The 21645-nt window shown below is 61.3% G+C and carries 19 protein-coding genes and 1 tRNA gene; 9 read left to right on the top strand and 11 right to left on the bottom strand.

The features are described 5' to 3' along the window. Positions 1–71: 71 nt before the first annotated feature. Positions 72–680: a glutathione S-transferase family protein gene (locus KHO18_RS13960; RefSeq protein ID WP_144199692.1), complete on the bottom strand. Its 609-nt coding sequence runs from the start codon at positions 678–680 to the stop codon at positions 72–74. A 536-nt stretch (positions 681–1216) separates the two neighbouring features. Between KHO18_RS13960 and KHO18_RS13955 the strand changes: the two genes are divergently transcribed. The 5 genes from KHO18_RS13955 (at position 1217) to KHO18_RS13935 (ending at position 4360) form a co-directional block, all read left to right on the top strand. Beyond that, positions 1217–2539 (top strand): tyrosine-type recombinase/integrase, encoded by a 1323-nt coding sequence (locus KHO18_RS13955; RefSeq protein ID WP_211943398.1) that lies wholly within the window; start codon positions 1217–1219, stop codon positions 2537–2539. Positions 2540–2643: 104 nt separating this feature from the next. After that, complete coding sequence (locus tag KHO18_RS13950) at positions 2644–3132, top strand: hypothetical protein (RefSeq protein ID WP_211943397.1); 489 nt, start codon at positions 2644–2646, stop codon at positions 3130–3132. Positions 3133–3316: 184 nt separating this feature from the next. Then, entirely contained in the window at positions 3317–3541 is a 225-nt protein-coding gene (locus KHO18_RS13945) for a helix-turn-helix domain-containing protein (RefSeq protein WP_244844799.1), read from the top strand. After that, positions 3541–3933 (top strand): helix-turn-helix domain-containing protein, encoded by a 393-nt coding sequence (locus KHO18_RS13940; protein WP_211943396.1) that lies wholly within the window; start codon positions 3541–3543, stop codon positions 3931–3933. The genes KHO18_RS13945 and KHO18_RS13940 overlap by 1 nt, the downstream gene beginning before the upstream one ends. Position 3934: 1 nt before the next feature. Further along, positions 3935–4360 (top strand): hypothetical protein, encoded by a 426-nt coding sequence (locus tag KHO18_RS13935; RefSeq protein ID WP_211943395.1) that lies wholly within the window; start codon positions 3935–3937, stop codon positions 4358–4360. A 277-nt stretch (positions 4361–4637) separates the two neighbouring features. Here KHO18_RS13935 and KHO18_RS13930 read toward each other — a convergent pair whose 3' ends face one another. After that, positions 4638–5360, bottom strand: a complete 723-nt coding sequence (locus tag KHO18_RS13930) for a tetratricopeptide repeat protein (RefSeq protein ID WP_211943394.1) — start codon at positions 5358–5360, stop codon at positions 4638–4640. A gap of 519 nt (positions 5361–5879) precedes the next feature. On the opposite strand from KHO18_RS13930, the gene KHO18_RS13925 reads away from it, so the two are divergent. Beyond that, a complete protein-coding gene (locus tag KHO18_RS13925; protein WP_211943393.1) occupies positions 5880–6125 on the top strand; it encodes a helix-turn-helix domain-containing protein in 246 nt (81 codons plus the stop codon). A gap of 78 nt (positions 6126–6203) precedes the next feature. Here KHO18_RS13925 and KHO18_RS13920 read toward each other — a convergent pair whose 3' ends face one another. From KHO18_RS13920 to KHO18_RS13880, 9 genes are all read right to left on the bottom strand, one after another. Beyond that, on the bottom strand, positions 6204–8738 hold the full coding sequence (locus KHO18_RS13920) for a S8 family peptidase (RefSeq protein ID WP_211943392.1): 2535 nt from the start codon (positions 8736–8738) through the stop codon (positions 6204–6206). A 49-nt stretch (positions 8739–8787) separates the two neighbouring features. Next, positions 8788–9798, bottom strand: a complete 1011-nt coding sequence (locus KHO18_RS13915; RefSeq protein ID WP_211943391.1) for an AAA family ATPase — start codon at positions 9796–9798, stop codon at positions 8788–8790. A gap of 278 nt (positions 9799–10076) precedes the next feature. Further along, the gene (locus tag KHO18_RS13910) at positions 10077–10622 is read right to left on the bottom strand and encodes a hypothetical protein (protein WP_211943390.1); all 546 of its coding nucleotides are present in this window, start codon (positions 10620–10622) and stop codon (positions 10077–10079) included. A 323-nt stretch (positions 10623–10945) separates the two neighbouring features. Then, positions 10946–11024, bottom strand: a tRNA-Ile gene (locus KHO18_RS13905). Between the two features lie 9 nt (positions 11025–11033). Continuing rightward, positions 11034–13607: an RNA polymerase sigma factor RpoD gene (gene rpoD / locus KHO18_RS13900; protein ID WP_377732183.1), complete on the bottom strand. Its 2574-nt coding sequence runs from the start codon at positions 13605–13607 to the stop codon at positions 11034–11036. A 222-nt stretch (positions 13608–13829) separates the two neighbouring features. Then, entirely contained in the window at positions 13830–15671 is a 1842-nt protein-coding gene (dnaG, locus tag KHO18_RS13895; protein WP_144199696.1) for a DNA primase, read from the bottom strand. Between the two features lie 204 nt (positions 15672–15875). After that, a complete protein-coding gene (locus KHO18_RS13890) occupies positions 15876–16325 on the bottom strand; it encodes a GatB/YqeY domain-containing protein (RefSeq protein ID WP_092290346.1) in 450 nt (149 codons plus the stop codon). Positions 16326–16463: 138 nt separating this feature from the next. Continuing rightward, the gene (rpsU, locus tag KHO18_RS13885) at positions 16464–16676 is read right to left on the bottom strand and encodes a 30S ribosomal protein S21 (protein WP_144199698.1); all 213 of its coding nucleotides are present in this window, start codon (positions 16674–16676) and stop codon (positions 16464–16466) included. Positions 16677–16801: 125 nt separating this feature from the next. Then, entirely contained in the window at positions 16802–18055 is a 1254-nt protein-coding gene (locus KHO18_RS13880) for a BaiN/RdsA family NAD(P)/FAD-dependent oxidoreductase (RefSeq protein WP_244844797.1), read from the bottom strand. A gap of 153 nt (positions 18056–18208) precedes the next feature. Between KHO18_RS13880 and tsaD the strand changes: the two genes are divergently transcribed. From tsaD to KHO18_RS28745, 3 genes are all read left to right on the top strand, one after another. After that, complete coding sequence (gene tsaD, locus KHO18_RS13875; protein WP_211943389.1) at positions 18209–19252, top strand: tRNA (adenosine(37)-N6)-threonylcarbamoyltransferase complex transferase subunit TsaD; 1044 nt, start codon at positions 18209–18211, stop codon at positions 19250–19252. Between the two features lie 108 nt (positions 19253–19360). Next, complete coding sequence (locus tag KHO18_RS13870; protein WP_211943388.1) at positions 19361–21385, top strand: alkaline phosphatase D family protein; 2025 nt, start codon at positions 19361–19363, stop codon at positions 21383–21385. An 83-nt stretch (positions 21386–21468) separates the two neighbouring features. Continuing rightward, the coding region (locus tag KHO18_RS28745) for a helix-turn-helix domain-containing protein (RefSeq protein WP_211943414.1) at positions 21469–21645 on the top strand (177 nt) is incomplete at its 3' end.

The raw sequence follows: 21645 nt of genomic DNA, 5'->3' as shown, positions 1-21645 counted from the left end.
AGGCCCCTCCGCCGACATCACCCATTTGTGGGGAAATTAGTGGGGCATCGCACCTCCGGACGGGTGCGCCTTCAGGCGTGTGGCCAATTGCGGAAAACGTCGAATTGCTCTACCGCGGCGGTGAATGCCGCGAGCGACGGATGTTGCGCTGGCGCCACCTTGCCCGGCAGCAGCGCCTGCGTGAAGGTCCAGACCACGGCGGTTGTCACGTCTGCCTGAGTCAGCGTGCTGGCATCGGCCGGCACGGCGCGCGTCGCAATTTCCTGTTCCAGCAGCGCATAGGCGCGGGCGAGTTGCCCGTCCACGCGGTCCAGCCAGGGCTGATGCTGCTTCTCGGCTGGGCGCAGGTTGTGTTCGTAGACATCCTGCACGGCCTTTTCGCATGCGGCCAGCGCCAGGCCGATGATGCGCAGCGCCCGCTGGCGCGCGCCAAGCTCAGACGGCATGAGACTGCGCCCCGCCACGGCTTCCGCGTAGTCGATGATCAGCGAGGAATCCATCAGCACGATGCCGTCGTCGCAGACCAGCGAGGGCGCCTTGACCACGGGATTGATCGCGCGGAACTGCTCGAAAGTGCTGAACACCGATACCGATTCATGCCGGAACGGCATGTCGAGCAACGCCAGCGAGATGGCCGCGCGCCGCACGTAGGGGGAATCGAGCATGCCGATCAGTCTCATGTTTCTGCGCTCCGAGGAAGGACATCAATAGGGAGATGGCTATCCCCATATGATGCGTTGGGCATGTGCGGATGCCAACGGTTTTGTAGGACGCCACTGAATTCCTGTCGACCTTTGTCGACATCGTCAATCGGGACTTCAGCGGATCAGGTTGGCGACCGTTAAAGGCGTCATCGACACCAACCAAGCTGCGCCATGTTCAACGACGGTGGCATCGTTCCGGCTGCCAGCGGTCGTGGGCTAAGACGTACAAAAAAAAGGGGTTACGGCATAACCGTAACCCCTTTTTACTACCACGTAAGTTGGTGGGCCTCCCGTGAGTCGAACACGGCACCAACGGATTATGAGTCCTAGCTAAGTGCCATTCCTCGATTCTTCCGAGGATGCCCGGAGACCCTACGAAGCGCGCTACCACAAGGGTTTCCGGGAAGATTCAGCACCACAGGCAGTTGACCAACATTCCCTAATGTTCCGATAATTCGCCTACACAACGCCTACATGGAGGCTCACGTAGGCCGATACGGGGAAATCGGGAAATGAGCAAAGAGAGCTTCACCGCCGGCCGGATTGCCGGCTACCAGTGCGCACCGGGCAAGACCCAGACGCTATATTGGGACGCGAAGGCGCCCGGCTTGGGGCTGCGAGTCACGGCATCTGGCGCCCGCGCCTATGTATTCGAGTCCCGCCTGTTCAGCAAGACAGTGCGCGTCACCATAGGCGATCCACGCTCGTGGGACTTGGGCAAAGCCCGAACCGAGGCGGCACGCCTCAAGACGCTCATTGACGCCGGCCAGGACCCGCGCGAAGTCAAAGCCGAGGCCCGTGCTGCTCATGAGGCTCGTGCCGCAGCCGCCGCCGTGCAGACCGTCACCGTTAACGAAGCCTGGAACACATATCTGGAAGACCGTCGCCCATATTGGGGTGAGCGCCACTATAGCGACCACGTTGCCAAGGCCCAGCAGGGCGGCCTCCCCGCAGTACGCGGCACCCGTGGGCGCGGCGTCACCATCGCCGGCCCGCTCTACCCACTCATGAGCATAAAGCTGTGCGAGCTGGATGCGCCCACCGTGGAAGCGTGGGCGGTACGGGAGGGCAAGAAACGCCCGGCCTCGGCCCGATTGGCGTGGCGCCTGCTCAAAGGCTTCCTGTCATGGTGTGCTGAGCAGCCAGCCTATGCGGGCGCCGTGGAAGGCAACCCGGCGAAGACTAAGAAAAGCCGCGAGGCACTAGGCACGGCCGGCGCGAAACAGGACGCCTTGCAGCGCGAGCAACTTGCCGGATGGTTCTCCGCCGTGCGCCAGCTTTCCAACCCCGTGACCGCAGCCTATCTGCAAACCCTGCTGCTGACCGGCGCGCGACCAGGCGAGGTGCTGAAAATGCGCTGGGAGGACTTGAACGAAAGATGGCGGGGTCTGACCATCCGCGACAAGGTGGAAGGCGAGCGCACCATCCCGCTAACGCCGTATGTCGCCTCCCTGCTGTATGCCCTTCCCCGCCGCAGCGAATGGGTGTTCTCCAGCGCCGTGGCCAATACTGACAAGCCGCTCAAGCCCATCAGCAAACCCCACGAGCAGCACGGACGCGCCTGCGTAGTCGCAGGCGTTGATGGCCTGACTCTGCACGGCCTGCGTCGCTCATTTCGCAGCCTTACCGAGTGGCTGGAATGCCCGACCGGCGTGGTAGCGCAAATCATGGGGCACAAACCCAGCGCGACCGCGGAGAAGCACTACACGGTGCGCCCCCTAGACCTATTGCGCCTACACCATGAGCGCATTGAGGCATGGATTCTCAAACAAGCAGGAGTTGCATTCGACTCGGCACAAGCCAAACCCGGCCTGCGAGTCATCACTGCCGCCTGACCGGCAACATTTCGCCCCTGCCTACATCGACGGATGGAAAAGCCGGATACCTTCACTGGCTCGGCGGGGGCATCCTCATGAGGGTTTGCGTGAGAAGGAGCGCAATGAGCAAGGACATTCAGAAGGCGGGTGGCAAAGACCCACGCAAACCGGTGACAAACGCACAGTTGGCCGCCGCCATTGGTATTGGCAAGTTTGGCGCAAGCGATCGAGCGGAAGCAATATCCAAAATGCTGCGCGAGAACCGACTCAGCGCGATATCGGATGAACTGTTGAGAGAGCCTATTGACGATGCGTTTACCTTGCTTGTGCTTTTGGGTTTGGAGCGACAACGGGGCGCCAGCCTAGCCGAGAAAGCAGCAACGAAACTGCTCAGCAACCATTTATCCGCTGCCGGCAAAAGAGGGGCAGAAAGCCTCCACAGTCAGCGAAAAGGATCGAGGGAGAAGGCAGAAGCTATCCGCGCCGCATGGGCAACCGGCAAGTACAAGTCACGAACTGAATGCGCTGCACGTAAGCACGAGGACCTTGCGATGTCCCTCGAGACTGCAAGGAAAGCCCTACGAAACACCCCCGATCCACATAGCCGCTAGCTGCCACAGGCTAGCCGCTGGCCGCCACCGCGCATTCCCAGACCCAACCGAGCCCATAAGAATCGTCAACGCTGAGAGATAACGCCGAACCCGGTGGCGTTTCTGCGGCGCTGGCGCCTAATCTCAGCAGGTTGCCAGCACCTCAGAAACCCGCCGAACTAGGCATGGTACTGAGGTGCTGACAATGTCCACTACTCCCATTCAACCCATCCCTTACGGCCTACGCGTCATTGCCAACGGCCGAGATACCCTGCCCACCAACGAGGCGGCGCCGATCATCAACCGCCGCCCTCAGACCCTGCGCAAATGGGCCTGCCTGGACGATGGTCCCATCCGTCCTGTTCGCATCAATGGTCGTCTTGCATGGCGCGTAGCCGACCTGGCAAAGCTGCTGAACGGGGCCGAATAATGAAAAACGCCCGCCCCTACGAAGCAGAGACGAGCGCGAACGAACAACCTGATATTACATCCGGCCGCCTCCCTTTGAAAACCAACACAGTCAGGGCTGAGGTGCTGGCCCGCCTGATCGAAGGCCGCCGCCTCACAAACCTTGACGCGGTGTTCGGCCAAAGCACAACTCGCCTTGCGGCCGTGGTGCATGCACTCGAGATGGACTACGGCTGGCAGATCAAACGCCGTGACATTGAGAAGCACACCGCTGACGGCCGGACCGTGCTTGTCGCTGAATACTGGGTATCGGAGGATGCGCGCGAAGTGGCGCTGGCAAATGGCGCGCGCGCATGGGTCATTGAAGTGAACGGCAAGCGCGCGGAGCAACGCCGACAGCACCAGGCAGGCTAGCGTGGGTAGAGAGAAGAAAGGCCGCCGCGCATACCGTGATGCTGGCGGCTTTGCTGCGATCCCTTGGGCAGTTCTGGACAGCTCTGCTTACCAGGGCCTTTCGCACCCTGCAAAGGCCCTGATGATGGAGATCGCACGCCAGTATCACGGCGACGACAACGGGCGGATGATTGTTACCCTCGCCCATTTGAAACAGCGCGGGTGGTCGTCGAACGACACGATAAACCGGGCAAAGCTTGAACTATTGGAAGCGAGGTTGATATACGAGACTGTGAAGGGATGCCGACCACACAAGGCAAGCTGGTACGCCGCAACATGGTGGGCGCTCGATAAACTGAATGGTTACGATGCTGGCGCCGAAGCTGGCTTTGTGCGGAGCGCCTACCGCAATGTGAAATTGACGTCCTTACACCGGGAGACGGTATAGAAGGCTCCGGAATTGCACCGGCCGACGGCGTAGGCTTACCTCCCGCTGCTCCGGGAGGCGGTGCAATTCCGTCTATTTCGTAGCCTCTCTCTATACCGCCAGACGGTGACCCTCTAGAAATGCCATCTGTCGACCTATTAAGCAGAAGCACACACTGCCATCTGCATTGGCAGGAGATCGAGGGAGTATCGGGGGACGAAAACGATGCTCTTGCACAACCAAGAGTGAACCTTGAGACCGAATACTCCACCCCACACGGCCCGCGCACACGGGCGGCCTATCGATCTCGCGTCATCTGCTCCTGTAGCCGACCGAGCAGTTCCTTTGCTGATTTATCACCGGCAGAAGCGGCTCGACTTACCCAGTGGTATCCCTGCTCCCGATTTGACTCAACACCTTTCCCTTCGAAGAGCATGACGCCATAGCCAGTTTGGCCCATCGGGTTACCTGCGAGTGCGGATCGCTGGAACCAGAAAATTGCGCGCTTTGGCGCCTGCGGCAGCGGATTCCAACCCTTTAAGAACCCCGTGCCAAGAGCATTTTGGGCAGCAACGTTATTGCTCGCCGCATCCCGATACAGCAGCGTCACGTAACGCTCCGCAGTCCCTTCCTCTGGTTCAGCGGAGCCTTGCCCCCTTTGCACGAGAGCATCGTGTGCCGCGAGAAGAATTTGTGGGCCCGTGGCTTCACGTAGGGAGTCCTCCAAGGCAATTCGCTTTACCAAGTCATTTAGCCGGCCATAGAGCGGCTGGACTCTGTACGCCGGATAGACGGTAAGAAACTCGTCGACATCCGCCAACCACGCCGCTTCTGGGGTCGCATAAATCTTCGCTACGTCTTCAGTCTGCGGGACGATGGCATTGGATTGTGAACGCGAGGATGGCGGTACGGCTGGAAGATCTTTTGGCCTGGAACTATCTGACCAACCCTGCGCGTACATACAAGCCTTGTAAATTCGTTCTTGCGCACGCGACGCCGCGAATGCAGCCCCAATATTCATGCCGTTGGCAATCCCCCCGGCGAATGCGGCGCCTGGGGACGGAGTGGAAACTGCTTGGCCGCTATATGTGCTGTAGCTCGTATTGCCAGTTGCCGCATTGTATGTGGAGCCTTGAACGATCGCAGTAGAAGACCAAGGGGATACGTCGTTGTATTTGACTTGGGGCACAGGTACGGAGCCGTGCGACGCACGTACGCAGTAACCGTCGTCTTGTACGAACTGCCTGTCAGCAACAGCTTTATCAGTAATTCGGGTGTGATGCCATGACGTGCATCCACCAAGCGCCGTAAGCGCCAAAACCCCAATGAGCCCATAGTGCCGCATCCTGCTTCCCCATAAGTGAACGCCGGCATCTCGATTTCCCATCCAGATCTACGGGTGCTTCGCTCGGAAGTTACTTCCACTCTAATTTTGGATCCAAGCCACGGCAAACCCGCCCGAATTGCCATGCATTGATTGATGTTGATTTGGGTATCTTATCCCGTGGTATCGCATCCGTCAAATGGTGAACATTGGCGCATGGCGAAACCCTCCCCAAAACATGCTGGCGATCCTGCTCTTGTGTCTATTGGCAAGACGGTACGTGCCGCCCGCAAGGTCGTTGGCGTATCTCAAGAGCAGTTAGCGCTAGCCACGGAAATGGATCGCTCATACATCGGCGGCATAGAGCGCGGGGAACACAACCTTACGGTATTGAATTTACTCAGAATCGCCAGAGCGCTTGGTATCTCCCCGGCAAACCTACTTTCACAAGCAGGCCTTTGACTCCCCGCCATCCAGAAAAAAACGGGGCAACGCCCCGTTCGCACTACGGCAAGCGACCCTCAACGTGGATCGCTCCATTTAGCCAAGCATGACCTCAATTTGCTTTGCCTCCACCTGGGCAGAGATCTCCGAGTAAAGATCGACTTCCTGCCCGGGCGCCGAAATCGATATCACGAGCGCATAGCGTGCCTTGTCGGTAATGCGCCTCTGGCCGACATGCGACTTCCACCAGCCCCCGACCGGATAGACCGCAATGGCATCGTGGCCAGCTAGTTCGATTGCGCGACCCCGCCACAGGTCGCAATGAAGTGAGCCCGCTTGAACTGATTTTGGCCCCAACAACCAGTAGCTTGCTTCGCCATCGGCTTCAATTCCATCCTTAGCCTGGTTAGCCGAAATTCTGCTGCGGAAACGAGCATCGGACTCCCCGCGCTTTTTCATATCGAAACGAAGGCCCAGGGAGCGATAGGTATCAGGACGCGTAGCAGCCTTTCCCGTCAAGTTCGGCTCGATGAAATATGACAACGTAACCTTCATCGTTACGATTTCGTTTTCGAGTCGTTCCAACGCCGCCCTTGGCCAAGGCAGGTCATAAAAGTGCATCTCGTTAAAGACACCGGTCCTACCATCCTTGCCGACGGCAAAGGGCTGAATCTCGGCTTCCGCCAGCAAAGTTGCGTCATTTCGGGCAGAGAAAATAGCACGCTCGATATCTGGCACGCCGTACCCGAATTCACGAAGATGCCGCAGCTTTTCTGCCTTGGTGCCAGTTTTCCAATGAGCACCACGCCCAATGAATTGCCTACGGATGGGCTCCGGCCATCGTGCAGAATCAACGATTAGCGCGCGATGTGTTTCCGGCCAAAGGTTTGGATGTGCCGCCTGAAGACGACCGACAAAATGTCCAGCAATACCCGTCGCTGCGCTAGTAGCCCAAAATGGCACTAGAGGCTCCGCCACCACATCTGAACCTGTCGAGAGAAGCGATACAGATGGACCCCAAGCACAAAAACCAGTTGCGTCCGAGACCATGTTACCCGCTTCAAACAAGACCTCTGGCTTGATAGGCGCGAGGTCTGACGGAAGAGATTGCGACCCTCGACTAAACGGGCTTCGGTTGTTGGCCGGCACAGCAGCTTGCAGGACTGGCGGGGGATTGGGGACCTGCTCCTTTCGGGTAAATCCACCGATTGTCAACGCATTCCAACTTTGCGAAGGGTCTTCCAATGACTGCAAGGGCAAGACGTCCACCGCCATTCCACCGCTTACGTTCCCCGTTGCAACAACGAGTAAGCGTTTCGGGTGCTGAGCAGCTGCAACCCCCTGCTCCACGTCCCCGGGCATTGCTCCGGCCGCAATCTGATCAATTGCGCCACTCCATGTCGACGGGCGGATCGACGGAAAATCTGTTGTCGAAGTGGCAAGACAAAAGCTACGCAGGACTTTCGCCTGTTCAGCCTCTACCGAACCAACGGCCCCTTGAGTGACAATGCCATAGCTCGGCGGCCTTGTGACGGGGAAGCCGTGTGGCGGCACAAGTTTCATTGATTCAACGCCATGCGTCAGCGCAACTGGTCGCACGTCGTTCATAAGTGGCTCTAGGTCACCATAAAGAACCAGCCCGGCAAGCGGGGTTCCATGCCCCCCTTGAGGATAGTGATCGTCGGCACCCCATTCTGGATCATATGCCCATGCACCGCGAAGGCCAGGAGAAATCAATGGATGTGCTGCGGCAACACCTGTATCGAGAGTGCAAACCACAGGAGAATCCTGCGGCGCAGGGACTACGCGCGCTGCCAGGTCGTTAGCCCAATCATGCTGATTGAGCCCCATTTGGCCGCGCTCCAGAAAGGGCTCAATAGTCCCCGTCGACCGACGGATTTCCATAACGGCGCCCGGTACGCTCGTCACGAAGTTACAGAGCGATGCCGCAGACGAGTGAAGAAACAGTACAGTAGTATCGGGGAATAGAAGGCGATCTTCATGAACGTCCAAGTTCGCGTTCCGAGCTGCGGCCACAATACGATCGGCCAACTCATTTGATTGGCGAACCCACACTTCCCACCACACGATATCGGGAGCGTTCAGATCCACATCGCCAGCAAAGAGGGAGCGCACCTCTATTGCTCGAATTTGCTCAATTACCTCAAAACGCTCTACATCGGGACGACGCCCATTGCCCGGGTCCCTACCGTAACGTGTGATTCGCCTTTCAAGATAGGCTCGCGCAGCATCGGGCACAAACAATAAAGCGCTCTCGGTGCGATCGTCATTTCGCTTTGAGCGAAGTACTACCACATCCTGAGTCGGAAACTCTAGGGCAGGCGGCACTTTGACAGCCTTGGCGCGGGAATTCTCAGCTGGTGCAGCAGTTCGAACCTCTACAATCCTTCCGCGCTTTAACCCCTCAATGGTAAGGCGCTGATCGGCACCGGAGTCAGGAAGCGCCGAGGCAAGTTGCTCAAGGAGAGTTTGCGCGTGGGCAGCATAGTCATGGCGAAGCGGCCTGCGAGTTAAGTCTCGGGAAGGAAATTCATAGGCCGTTGATTCACGGTAGACATTGATCGGAATATGCGGGTGATTTCTAGTATCAGTTTCTTTTTGGACCGCCATAAGTTCCTACGGATTCTTCTGGGTTTGATCGATCCTACTTTGAGCCAACTTATCGCGGGGAGTGACGACGAAACTTCCCCTTTAACGTCTTCCGATTTTCCAAAGCATCTCGGAGCGCGCTAGGCGAGACTCGCGACTCACCTTCGAGAATGGCATCCTTCACTACCTCATCCGCCGCACGGACAAGTTCACCTTGGCTAAGACCTTCAAGTGAAGGTGCAAGTTGAACCCAGAATTTACTGACAAATTTGAATTTTCCCAACCGTCGCTCAATGATTCCTCGCGCTGAGGCAGCGTCTGGCAACGCATACTCAATTACTTCATCAAAGCGACGTGCTAAGGCCTCATCAAGAATCTCGACATGGTTTGTCGCCGCCAGCACAAGACTATCTGTGGAGTTAGGCTCTTCCATGAACGCCAAAACAGAATTTAGCACGCGGCGGATTTCACCGACGTCATTTGGATCACCTCTACGAGCGCCAATAGCGTCGAATTCATCGAGCAGATAAACCCCACGTGTCTTAGCAATCTGATCGAAAAGCACACGCAGCTTACCGGCAGTCTCGCCTAGAAACCGGCTGAACAAGGACTCCAGACGTACAGTGAAGAGAGGCAGGCGCAACTCTCCGGCTAGAGCTGAGGCAGTCATTGTCTTGCCTGTCCCGGGGGGGCCGACCAGAAGCATGTGTGTAGCTGGAGTCTGACCATGTTCACGCAGCGTGGCTCGCTCCTGCTGCTGACGCACTATCCGCCCGAGACGCCTAGCAATCTCGTCTGACAGCACCATGCTCGAAAGCGAAACCTTTGGATAGGTACTCTCAACCAATCCCTGTAATTCGCCCCTTGGCCGTGCTAAGGGGATGGGCGTCTGCCCAGACGCAGCGCTACCGGTTCTGCGTTGGTCCCTCGCCTTCTGGACCAATCGTTTAAGCTTATCAGCATCTTCGGGCCTGCCTTGGCGGGCTTCCTGCGCGGCAATCTGCAACGCGATGGACAAAAGTTGATCTTCGTCCCCATCGATGTGCGAACTCAGGAGTGCTAGAACTTGCTTAGCCGACATGTTCGCCCCCTTTTTTCGAGTTACTAAAGCGCCCTTGCCCTACCGGATTGAATAGCCAAGCGCTCCAATTATCGGAAGAGCACTTCAACCCCACCCATTGAGGTCGCTCATAGAGCGACGTTTCTGGACCCAAATTCTGCGATAAGCAGTTGATTTTACCTCGACTTCTACTCATCCGACGCCTCTGCGAGACCGTATCCCGCCTACTGACCCACACGCCGATTAATGTCGGCGAGCCCCCAACCCTGGGTGCCATCATTACAAGGCCGCACGAAGACCTATTTCTCGCTGCCCACGTCGGAAGGTACAAAGTCTCCTGTCAACCCAGTGCCGCAGCGCGCCTGACTTGCGGCACGCGCCTCTTCAAGTACCGCCTTCCTGTCCCTCAGACCTCGTTCCGCAGACCAGTCCTTATCAAAAGACATCGGTTCGGGCCGGAGACCAACATGGGAAAGTAAGGTTCTAGACAACTGCACCACATCTAGGCCAAGACCGGCATACCCATACTGACGCGCCCAGAAAAACTCAGCGTAGTCGGGCGGGTCATCAAACTCACCCACAGCCGAGATGTGCCTATTCAACGATTCAACCTTATATGGCAACCGCAAAATCGCATGCATCAAGTCCTGCGGCAGGACTTTCCAATCAACTTCAATGGAGAGGGGATCAAAGTGAGGCGTCGTTACAGTCGTCTCATATTGACCATCTCCGCCAGCGGGTTGCCCCATGCTGGTGCCATCATCAAACGCAACCGAGACGCACTCACTAACAAAGCGATCAAGGTGGGTGCTGACCAATACTGCAAGGTAGTAGGTCTCCCGCACTTTGCGCCGCTCCTCCTGGCCTACCTCGCGCCTAGACGTCAGCCATCCACCGAGCGCTACGCCTCCCAACCCCGAAATTGCCGGAATAAGGCTATTTAGGACCGTCCAATCCCCCCCCATCACGCCCCCTCCGATGTTAGACGCCAAGTCCCGAGCTCGCGATCGGCGATGAGGAGGGCACGAGATAAGCTCCCACCATCTCCGTTGGGCAAAGTCGTGGACTAGGCAGCGTCAATTGACGCATTTGCCTACAAGATGCCTACACAACAAGCAAAAAGCACGAAAGGGTTTGCAGGCACTAACCTGCAAACCCTTTAAAGTTATGGTGGGCCTCCCGTGAGTCGAACACGGCACCAACGGATTATGAGTCCGCTGCTCTAACCAGGCATGAGCTAGAGGCCCTTGGAGGGCTTAGTTGCCTTCCAGGAAGCTCTTCAGCTTGTCGGAGCGGCTCGGGTGGCGCAGCTTGCGCAGTGCCTTGGCCTCGATCTGGCGAATCCGTTCACGCGTCACGTCGAACTGCTTGCCCACTTCTTCGAGCGTGTGGTCCGTGCTCATTTCGATGCCGAAACGCATCCGCAGCACCTTGGCCTCGCGCGGCGTCAGGCTGTCCAGCACGTCCTTCACCACGTCGCGCATCGAACCATGCAGCGCGGCCTCGGCCGGCGCCAGCGTGTTCGTGTCTTCGATGAAGTCGCCCAGATGCGAGTCGTCGTCGTCACCGATCGGCGTTTCCATGGAGATCGGCTCCTTCGCGATCTTCATGATCTTGCGGATCTTGTCCTCCGGCATCTCCATCTTTTCGGCCAGCGTTGCCGGATCGGGCTCGTTGCCCGTTTCCTGCAGGATCTGACGCGAAATCCGGTTCATCTTGTTGATCGTTTCGATCATGTGCACCGGAATCCGGATCGTGCGCGCCTGGTCCGCGATCGAACGCGTGATGGCCTGGCGGATCCACCACGTGGCGTACGTGGAGAACTTGTAGCCGCGACGATATTCGAACTTGTCCACCGCCTTCATCAGGCCGATGTTGCCCTCCTGGATCAGATCCAGGAACTGCAGGCCACGGTTCGTGTACTTCTTGGCGATCGAGATCACCAGACGCAGGTTGGCCTCGGTCATCTCGCGCTTGGCCTCGCGGGCGCGCTTCTCGCCCTCGGACATCTTGCGGTTGACGTCCTTCAGCTCCTTCAGCGGCAGCACCACGCGCGCCTGCAGGTCGATCAGCTTCTGCTGCAGTTCGTGCACGGCCGGCACGTTACGCTCGACGATCGTGCTGTAGCCCTTGCTGTCGGCCACCACGGTCTCGATCCAGTCCAGGTTCGTCTCGTTGCCCGGGAAGCGGGCGACGAAGTCCGAGCGCGGCATGCCGCACTTGTCCACGACGATGTTCAGGATCGCCCGCTCGAGCTTGCGCACCTCGTCCACCTGGCCGCGCAGCGTGTCGCACAGGCGCTCCACGTTACGCGCGGTGAAGCGGATGCCCATCAGTTCGGCCTGGATCGCTTCCTGAGCCTTCACGTACGGCTTGGACTTGTAGCCTTCCTTCTCGAAGGCACGGCGCATCTTGTCGAACTGCTCGGCGATCACGCGGAATTTCTCCAGCGCGTTCTGCTTCAGTTCTTCCAGCTGGCGTGCGGAAGCCGCGCCGCCAGCAGCGCTGTCGTCCTCGTCTTCCTCGTCGCCATCGCTTTCCTCGTCGGCCTCGACATCTTCCTCATCGGCTGCCGCCGCGGCCGCAGCCGGGGCTTCCGCCACTTCGTCGGCGTTCGGATCGATCAGGCCATCGACGAACTCGTCGATCTTGATCTCGTCGTTCGCCACGCGCTCGGCGTGCGCCAGGATCTCGGAAATCGTGACCGGGCAGGCCGAGATGGCCATGACCATGTCCTTCAGGCCGGCTTCGATCCGCTTGGCGATCTCGATTTCACCCTCGCGCGTCAGCAGCTCCACCGTGCCCATTTCGCGCATGTACATGCGGACCGGGTCGGTGGTGCGGCCGAATTCGGAATCGACGGTAGAAAGTGCGGCTTCCGCCTCTTCCTCAGCCTCTTCCTCGCTCGTGGCGGACGGCGCGTTGTCGTTGAGCAGCAGCGTTTCGGCGTCCGGCGCCTGCTCGTAGACGGCGATGCCGATGTCGTTCAGCGTGGCGACCAGCGTGTCGATCGTTTCCGAATCGACCATGTCGTCCGGCAGGTGATCGTTGATTTCCGCGTAGGTCAGGTAGCCGCGCGACTTGCCGAGCTTGATCAGCGCCTTGAGCTTCTGGCGGCGGACCTCGAGTTCCTCCTCGGTGCCCTGCTGGGTCGAGGCGAACTCCTTGAGCAGCGCCTTTTCCTTGGCCTTGCGGTCCTTGGCCTTCTGCTTTTCGGTCTTGGGCGCAGCGGCGGGTGCGGCGGCCGCTGGCGCGTCGTTTTCGTAAAACTCTTCAGTCACGTCTTCTGGGGTGCTGTCGTCTTGCTGCATCTCGGCCTTGGGCTTGCGGCCACGCTTCTTGGGCTCCGGCTTGACGGCCGGGGCAGCGGGACGCTCGGATGCAACGGGTGCGGGAGTCGCGGCACGGGCCTTGGGCGCCACGGCGGCAGCGCCAGTCTTGGCGGCTCCGTTCCGGGTGCTGGCCGTCGTTGCCGCACGCTTGCTCTCGACTTCGGTATTCTGCTGTTTCGCCACGGTGATACTCTTGCCTTTCACGGGTGCAGAAGCGGCATGATGCTTGCCGCTCGTATTGGCGCTCTCGCCGCTCTCGCGTGCCGAAGTCGAGGGCTTTGTCTTTTCGGATGTGCGATTCCTGGCGGAAGTGGTCCCTGCCGGTGCAGTTGCACCGTGCGCGGGCTTTGCTGGCGCAGACCGGGCTGTTGTCGTCCTGACTGTCGCGGTCGAAGTCTTCGCCGCCGTTGTTTTCACGGACGCCTTGCCGCTCCCTGATTGGGGAGCTTTGGAGGGCGCCTTATCGGCTACCCTTTCGGTTGCTTTGGCCTTTGCCATTGGCACGCTCACTTTCGCCAGTACTGGAGAGAGATTTCGCAATCCAAACCGGGCATTGTAGCACGTTGCCAACACCCGGCTTCCACTCAGGTAAGGTTTTCACCTGAAAAATCAAGGCTTAAGCACCGGACAAGCGCCAGATATCCCCGTCTGGGCACCCACCGTTGTGCACTCAAGCCCCCATTTCACCTTTCCGCCGCATCCTGTCCAACCCTTGCCGGCTCAGGCCCCATCGGTCGTGGCGGGCCGCAAGCCGAGCTGACGGCGGCGCTGCACCTCGGCCACCAGCCAGACCATGCGGGTCTTGTCCGCCTCGCTGGCCCCGCCGGCCGAAACTGCCTTTTGAAGCACTTCCAGCTCGCGTTGCAAGGGTTCTGCCAATAATTTGTGGATGGCGCCGTCGAATTCCATGGTCGCCGGCTCCTCTTCGATTTCTTCCTTGAGCACCGCCGTCCGGGCCCCGGCGTAGACCTCGGCATAAGGCGTTTGCGCCAGGTGCTCGCTGAAAGCCGCGAAGTTCACCGCCCCCTGGAGGCCATCGCAAGCCTCCACCAAGTGAGCGAGCACTTCGGCTTCTGGCCTTGTGCTATCCAGCAGCAGCGCCCGTGTATCGGCATCGAGACGGCTGGCGAGTGACGGATAGCTCATCAGCAACTGAATCACGCGCTGCTCCAGCCCGGTGGGCGCCTGACGGCGCGCGCGTGGCCGCGGCTGGGCGAAACGCCCCACCCGCGACGAATCGCTGCCCAACCCACACACGGCCTCGATCTCGGCAGGTGTCGTACCGGTAGCATCGGCAAGTTCGCGCACGATCTGTAGTCGCAATCCGCCAGCCGGCATCGACTGGAGCAGCGGCTTGGCCTCGTACTGGGCGCGGGCGCGGCCTTCGGGCTGGCGCAGGTCCTGTTCCTCGGTGACTACCTGGAGCAGGAAGCGCGACAGCGGCATCGCGGTTTGCACCTGGCGGGCAAAGGCGTCCGTGCCCTCTTCCCGCACATAGCTGTCCGGATCATGTTCTGCTGGCAAAAACAGGAAACGTATCGTCTTGTTGTCGGCAACGTGCGGCAAACATGCCTCCAACGCCCGTCTTGCCGCGCGGCGGCCCGCTGAATCGCCATCGAACGAGAACACCACGGCGTCGGTCTGGCGCAACAGCTTCTGCACGTGCACAGTCGTGCACGCGGTGCCGAGCGTGGCCACGGCATTGGCAAAGCCAAGCTGGGCCAGCGCCACCACGTCCATATAGCCTTCCACCACCAACACGTAGCCATTTTCGCGGATGGCGTGCCGGGCTTCGAACAGGCCGTACAGCTCCGTTCCCTTGCTGAAGAGCGGCGTTTCAGGAGAGTTCAGGTATTTTGGCTCGCCCTGGCCCATCACCCGGCCACCGAAGCCAATCACATTCCCCTTAGTGTTGCGGATCGGGAACATGATGCGGTCGCGGAATCGGTCATAGCGGCGCGGCTTGCCGTCAGCGTCCCGCTTATCGCTCGACTCGATCAGCAACCCGCCTTCCACCAGTGGGGCAGCCACGTTGTCGTCCCGATAGCTGCCAAAGACGGCTTCCAGGCCCTGCCAGTCGTCCGGCGCATAGCCCAGGCCGAAGTTTGCCGCGATCTCGCCGGTCAGGCCGCGCCCCTTGAGGTACTGGATAGCCTGCGGCGCACCGCGCAGCTGCTTGCGATAGAACTCGGTGGCGCGCGTCATGGCGTCGGACAACGCCACGGACTTGGCCTGCTGCTCGGCACGCTGCGCCGGCGGCAGGCGGTCACGCTCCTCCGGCACCGTCACCCCCACGGACTGCGCCAGCTCACGCACCGCGTCAGGGTAGGACTGACCAGAGTATTCCATCAGGAAGCCGATGGCAGAACCATGGGCGCCGCAGCCGAAGCAGTGATAGAACTGCTTGGTCGGCGACACGGTGAACGACGGGGATTTCTCGTTGTGGAACGGGCAGAGGCCCATGAAATTGGCGCCGCCCTTCTTCAGCTGCACATACTTGCCCACCACATCGACAATGTCGACACGGTTGAGCAGGTCCTGAATAAAGGATTGCGGAATCACCCGACTGACCGTCCTGATGGAGGCGGCCTGCCGTGTTGGCGACCGCTTTTCTGTGAATGCGTGACCGGAACGTCGCCCGGTGGCTATCGAATCATTGTAGTGCAGATGCAACGTGGCGCCCGAAAAACCGGGCTTTCATCGCCAAGACCCGCCAACCTGACGGCATCTTCGCCCAACGCCACGCCAACACCCTGAACCCGTCGATTACTTCCCCGTCAGCGCCGCCTTGACCAGCGCGGAGACGGCCGTCATGTCGGCCCGGCCTGCCAGGCGCGCCTTGACCAGGCCCATGACCTTGCCCATGTCCTGCGGACCGGCCGCACCCGACTCCGTCACGGCCTTCTGGACTTCGGCGGCCACCTCGGCCTCGGACAACTGCGCCGGCATATAGGCGGTGAGCACTTCCACCTCGGCCTTCTCCTTGTCGGCGAGGTCGGTACGGCCGGCCTGCTCGAATTGCGAGATCGAGTCCTTGCGCTGCTTGAGCATCTTGTCCACGACGGCGGTGATGCCGGCGTCGTCCAGTTCCACGCGATCATCCACCTCGCGCTGCTTGATGGCGGCCATGAGCAGGCGGATGGTGCCGAGCCGCTCGGATTCACGGGCGCGCATGGCGGCCTTCATGTCGTCGTTGATGCGGGCTTTGAGGGACATGGCAGATTTCCGAAAGAATGGATGGACAGCAACCGGGCGCGCGCCAGCGCGGCGTCGCCCGGACCAATTATTGGACCATAACGCAAAAACCCGCCGGAGCCATGCCCGCAGCGGGTTCGGAGCTGACGCAAGGCGCGATCAGTAGAGCTTCTTGGGCAGCGTCTGGCTGCGGATGCGCTTGTAATGGCGCTTCACCGCAGCATCCCGCTTGCGCTTGCGCTCGGCGGTCGGCTTCTCGTAAAACTCTCGCGCCCGCAGTTCGGGAATCAGCCCGTTCTTCTCGATGGTGCGCTTGAAGCGGCGCATCGCGACTTCGAACGGTTCATTTTCTTTGAGGCGAATCGTCGTCATTTGGCCAAAAAGGAAAGAAGAGATTGCCGGCTGCCAGCCCTTGCCAGCGTGATGAGAGCGCCGATTGTAGCGCAAGGCCTGTGACGCTGCACGCGCATCGGCCCCGCCTGGACGGACCGTGCCCGCTACGCCACAGCGCTCGCGCCACGTGACGCTTCGGCCACTGCCTCGCCGGCTGCGACGGCCGACGCCCAGGCCCACTGGAAGTTGTAGCCGCCCAGCCAGCCAGTCACGTCCACCACCTCGCCGATGAAGTACAGGCCGTCCACCTCGCGCGCCATCATCGTGGCGGACGACAGCCCGCGCGTGTCCACGCCGCCGATCGTCACTTCGGCCTTCTTGTAGCCCTCGGTGCCCGAAGGCACCAGCCGCCAGCGGTTCAGCGCGTCGCCTAGCTGGCGCAGGGCCTTGTCCGGCAGGTCCGCCACCGGCAGGGCGCCCGACAAGCCGGCCGCCGCGCACCATGCGTCGGCCAGCCGCGACGGCAGGCGCTCGCCGAGCAGGTTCGCCAGGTGCTTCCGGCTGCCCTTCTTATGTCCGATCAGCCACTCGGCGGCATCCTCGCCATCAAACAGGTCGATCTCGATTGGCGTGCCGGGGCGCCAGTAGCTGGAAATCTGGAGCACGGCCGGGCCGGACAGCCCGCGGTGCGTCCACAGCAGGTCTTCCTTGAACGCGCCGGCCGCCTTGCCGCTGCCCGTGCGGATATCGACTTCCATCGACACCCCGGCCAGCGGCACGAAGGGCTGCCACGCCTGGCCGTCGAACGTCAGCGGCACCAGCGCGGGCCGCGTATCGATCATCTTGAGCCCGAACTGGCGGGCGATGCGGTAGCCGAAATCCGTGGCCCCGATCTTCGGAATCGACAGACCACCCGTTGCCACGACCACCGCGCCGGCGCGCACCGCGCCTTGCGTGGTCAGCAGCAGATAGTCATCGCCTTCACGGCGAATTTCGTCGATGGTGCAGCCGGTGCGCCAGTGCACGCTTCCTGCGTCACATTCGGCACGCAGCATCTGGATCACGTCCTCGGCGCTGTTGTTACAGAACAGCTGGCCGCGATGTTTCTCATGCCAGTCAATGTCGTACCGGCGCATCAGCGCCAGGAAATCCTGCGGGGTGTAGCGCGCCAGCGCCGACCGGCAGAAATGTGGGTTCGATGACAGGTAATTGGCCGGACCTGCCTGCAGATTCGTGAAATTGCAGCGCCCCCCGCCCGAGATGCGAATTTTCTCAGCGAGCCGTGTCGCGTGGTCGATCAGCACCACGCGCGCCCCGCGCTGCCCGGCCACGGCGGCACACATCATGCCGGCCGCACCTGCGCCCAGCACTGCCACGTCGAACCGGTCGGCCTTGCCCTTCATCGCCCCTGTTGTCATACCTGCCTTTCAAGAAGCGTGGATTGTAGCGAAAAGCCGCGCCGGCGCGCCGCCTGCCGCTGTGCTACCCTGCTGTCCTTCCCTGTTTATGCGCACTTGCCGGCACGATCGACGCCAATTCCGCGTTTATCGCACCGGCCGTTCCTGTTTTTCATGCTCGTCCTCGGTATCGAATCCTCCTGCGATGAAACCGGGCTGGCCCTCTATGACACCGGGGCCGGCCTGCTCGCGCACGCGCTGCACTCGCAGATCGCCATGCACCGCGAATACGGCGGCGTGGTGCCCGAACTGGCCTCGCGCGACCATATCCGCCGCGTGCTGCCCCTGCTGCGCCAGGTGCTGGACGACGCCGGCCGCACGCGCCAGGACATCGACGCCATTGCCTACACCCAGGGGCCGGGGCTTGCCGGCGCACTGCTGGTGGGCGCTTCGGTCGCCAACGCGCTCGGTTTCGCGCTGAACGTGCCGATGGTCGGCGTCCATCATCTGGAGGGCCATCTGCTCTCGCCGCTGCTGACCGACGCGCCGCCGCCCTTCCCGTTTATCGCGCTGCTGGTCTCGGGCGGCCATACGCAGTTGATGGAGGTCAAGGGCGTAGGCGACTACGCGCTGCTCGGCGAGACCCTCGACGATGCCGCCGGCGAGGCTTTCGACAAGACCGCCAAGCTGCTCGGCCTGGGCTATCCGGGTGGCCCGGAAGTGTCGCGGATGGCCGCGTTCGGCTCGCCGGGCGCGTTCGACCTGCCCCGGCCGATGCTTCATTCGGGCAACCTCGATTTCTCGTTCGCAGGGCTCAAGACCGCCGTGCTGACACAAACCCGCAAGCTTTCGAACCCGTGCGAGCAGGATCGCGCGAACCTCGCGCGCGCGTTTGTCGATGCCATCGTCGACGTGCTCTCGGCCAAGTCGTTCGCCGCGCTCAAGCAGACCGGGCACAAGCGCCTGGTGGTGGCCGGCGGCGTGGGCGCCAACCAGCAACTGCGCGAGCGCCTGAACGAGATGGGCCGCCGCCGCAAGGTGGACGTCTACTACCCGGACCTCGCCTTCTGCACCGATAACGGCGCGATGATCGCGTTTGCCGGCGCGATGCGGCTCCAGGCCGCGCCGCAGGTGGCCCGCCACGACTACGACTACGGCGTCACGCCCCGCTGGGATCTGGCCGATATCCGCCTGCCCGCCTGCCCGCCTGAGGCCTGAGGTCGAAGGAATTCTCCAGGTCCGATCCTCGATCGGACACATCGCGGTCACACAGCGACCGAACAATTTGCGTTTCCGACATCACATCGACAACAAGAGGAAACGCTCATGGATCGCCGCAAATTCTTGAAATGGGGAAGCTTCGTCACGGTAACGGTCGCCACGACGGGGCTGACCGCCTGCGGCGGCGATGACGATCCCGCCGCCAATCCGGCGCCGCCGACCACCCCCGACAACAGCCCGGTGTTCACCTTCCAGCAAGGCGTGGCCTCGGGCGATCCGAAGCCGGACAGCGTGATGCTGTGGACGCGCGTGGACGGCAGCAACGGCGGCCAGCCGGTGAACGTGCGGCTCCAGGTCTCCGCGCAGCCGGATTTCAGCACGCTGCTCGTGGACAGCACGCTCCAGGCGCTGCCCGAGTGGGACTACACGCTGCGCAACAAGGTGACCGGCCTCTCGGCAGCCACGACCTATTACTACCGATTCCTGACCGGCAGCCAGACCAGCCCGGTGGGCCGTACGCGCACCGCGCCGGCCGCCGGCACGCCGCTGTCGCAACTGAAGTTCGCGTTCATCACCTGCCAGGACTGGAGTGTGAACCACTGGGCCGGCATGGAGGAGCTGGTGGCGCAGGATCTCGATTTCGTGGTCCATATGGGCGACTACATCTACGAGACCGTTGGCGCGGCGTTCCAGACCGGCAAGGTCGAGACGCGTCACACGCAGCTGCGCCTGCCCGACGGCACCGCCGGCGACGACGGCTCCCGCTACGCCACGACGGTCAACGACTACCGCTATCTCTATAAGACATATCGCAGCGACCCGCGCCTGCAGGCGCTGCACGCGCGATTCCCGGTCATCGCCATCTGGGACGACCACGAGTTCTCCGACGACTGCTGGCAGGACCACCAGACCTACAGCGTCACCGACGACGCCACGCCGCGCCTCGCCCGCCGCCGCGCGGCCAGCCAGGCCTGGTTCGAATTCATGCCGGCCGATGTCAGGTTCGATGCGGCCGATGCCTCGTTCCAGAACATCCAGATCTACCGCGCGTTCACATTCGGCAACCTCGCCACGCTGGTCATGACCGACGAGCGCCTGTACCGCGCCGACCACGTGATCCCCGAACAGGCTGCCGGCAGCGAGATTGGCAGCCGCTACTTCGTGCCGAAGGCCACGCTCGCAGGCCTGGAGGCGCAGAAGATGACCGCCGCGGCCGGCGCGCTGACGCCCGTGTCGATCCTCGGCGATACCCAGCGCGGCTGGTGGCAGGCGCAGATGGACAGCGCCAATACCACCTGGAAGCTGTGGGGCAACGAGGTGTCGCTGCTGCGCATGCAGATCGATGGCACGCAGGCCATCGCCTCGCTGATTGCAACAGGGCTGGTGCAATCCAACGCCGCGCTGGCGCCGCTGCAAGCCGCGATGACCACAGCGCTGGTCACGGACCTGACCACCGCCAAGGGCGATGGCACCTATCCGACGCCCGCCTATGCGTCACTGAAGGCGCTGCTGCTGGCCAACGCCGGCATCTCGAACGCCGTGTTCGATGCTGCGATTGCCCCGGCGCTGAACGCCCAGCTGCCGCCCGTGACGCTGCTCGATCAGTACATTCTCAATGCGGATCAATGGGACGGCTACAACGCCGAGCGCAAGAGCATGATGGCGTTCCTGAAAGCGCAGGGCATCGGCAACGTGGTGGCGCTGACCGGCGACATCCACGCGTTCTTCGCCGGCCCGGTCATGGACGACTACGACGCCGCCACCCCGGCCCCGGTCATGGTCGACCTGGTCACGGCGGGGCTCTCGAGCAACTCGTTCCAGAGCTACTTCAAGAGCGTGGTCGACAATGACGCAGCGTTCGCGGCCGCCAAGCCGCTGGTCTACGTCGAACAGAACGGCGCCGTGGTGAACACGTTCAACAACACGCTGTCCGCGTTCAACCCGTGGCTCAAGCACGTGAACACCGATGCGCAGGGCTACGCGGTGATCACGCTGACGGCCGCCAAGCTCAGCTGCAGCTTCCACACGCTGAAGCCGATTGCCGATGGCGTGGCGCCGGCGCAGCCGGCCACGGCCAGCACGACGGTGGTGGAGGTGCTGGCGGGCACGCCGGCGGTGAACGTCCTCTAATCCACCGCGCAGGTAGCAAAAAAGCCCCTTCGTGAACTGCACCCCAAAAGTTGGACACCCATCCAACCTTTGGGGTGTTTTTCATGGCGAAGTACGATGAGCGGTTCAAGCTCAAGCTGGTAAGGCAGTATCTGGCTGGGCCGGATGGCTTCAAGGCGATCGCGGCGCAGTATGGAGTTGGCTACAAGCTCGTGCAGCGTTGGGTGGCGAGCTACCGCCAGCATGGCCAAGACGGGCTGCGCAAGAAGCGCAATCCCTAC

Source organism: Cupriavidus campinensis (assembly GCF_905397395.1).
In the GTDB taxonomy this organism is placed as follows: Bacteria; Pseudomonadota; Gammaproteobacteria; order Burkholderiales; family Burkholderiaceae; genus Cupriavidus; species Cupriavidus campinensis.
Note: the sequence above shows the minus strand (reverse complement) of the source record. Positions and strands in the feature narration are given on the sequence as shown.

Coding starts and splice junctions, on each gene's coding strand:
- KHO18_RS13960 (WP_144199692.1), bottom strand. CDS start 680: ATGAGACTGATCGGCATGCTCGATTCCCCCTACGTGCGGCGCGCGGCC.
- KHO18_RS13955 (WP_211943398.1), top strand. CDS start 1,217: ATGAGCAAAGAGAGCTTCACCGCCGGCCGGATTGCCGGCTACCAGTGC.
- KHO18_RS13950 (WP_211943397.1), top strand. CDS start 2,644: ATGAGCAAGGACATTCAGAAGGCGGGTGGCAAAGACCCACGCAAACCG.
- KHO18_RS13945 (WP_244844799.1), top strand. CDS start 3,317: ATGTCCACTACTCCCATTCAACCCATCCCTTACGGCCTACGCGTCATT.
- KHO18_RS13940 (WP_211943396.1), top strand. CDS start 3,541: ATGAAAAACGCCCGCCCCTACGAAGCAGAGACGAGCGCGAACGAACAA.
- KHO18_RS13930 (WP_211943394.1), bottom strand. CDS start 5,360: ATGAATATTGGGGCTGCATTCGCGGCGTCGCGTGCGCAAGAACGAATT.
- KHO18_RS13925 (WP_211943393.1), top strand. CDS start 5,880: ATGGCGAAACCCTCCCCAAAACATGCTGGCGATCCTGCTCTTGTGTCT.
- KHO18_RS13920 (WP_211943392.1), bottom strand. CDS start 8,738: ATGGCGGTCCAAAAAGAAACTGATACTAGAAATCACCCGCATATTCCG.
- KHO18_RS13915 (WP_211943391.1), bottom strand. CDS start 9,798: ATGTCGGCTAAGCAAGTTCTAGCACTCCTGAGTTCGCACATCGATGGG.
- rpoD (WP_377732183.1), bottom strand. CDS start 13,607: ATGGCAAAGGCCAAAGCAACCGAAAGGGTAGCCGATAAGGCGCCCTCC.
- KHO18_RS13890 (WP_092290346.1), bottom strand. CDS start 16,325: ATGTCCCTCAAAGCCCGCATCAACGACGACATGAAGGCCGCCATGCGC.
- rpsU (WP_144199698.1), bottom strand. CDS start 16,676: ATGACGACGATTCGCCTCAAAGAAAATGAACCGTTCGAAGTCGCGATG.
- KHO18_RS13880 (WP_244844797.1), bottom strand. CDS start 18,055: ATGACAACAGGGGCGATGAAGGGCAAGGCCGACCGGTTCGACGTGGCA.
- tsaD (WP_211943389.1), top strand. CDS start 18,209: ATGCTCGTCCTCGGTATCGAATCCTCCTGCGATGAAACCGGGCTGGCC.
- KHO18_RS13870 (WP_211943388.1), top strand. CDS start 19,361: ATGGATCGCCGCAAATTCTTGAAATGGGGAAGCTTCGTCACGGTAACG.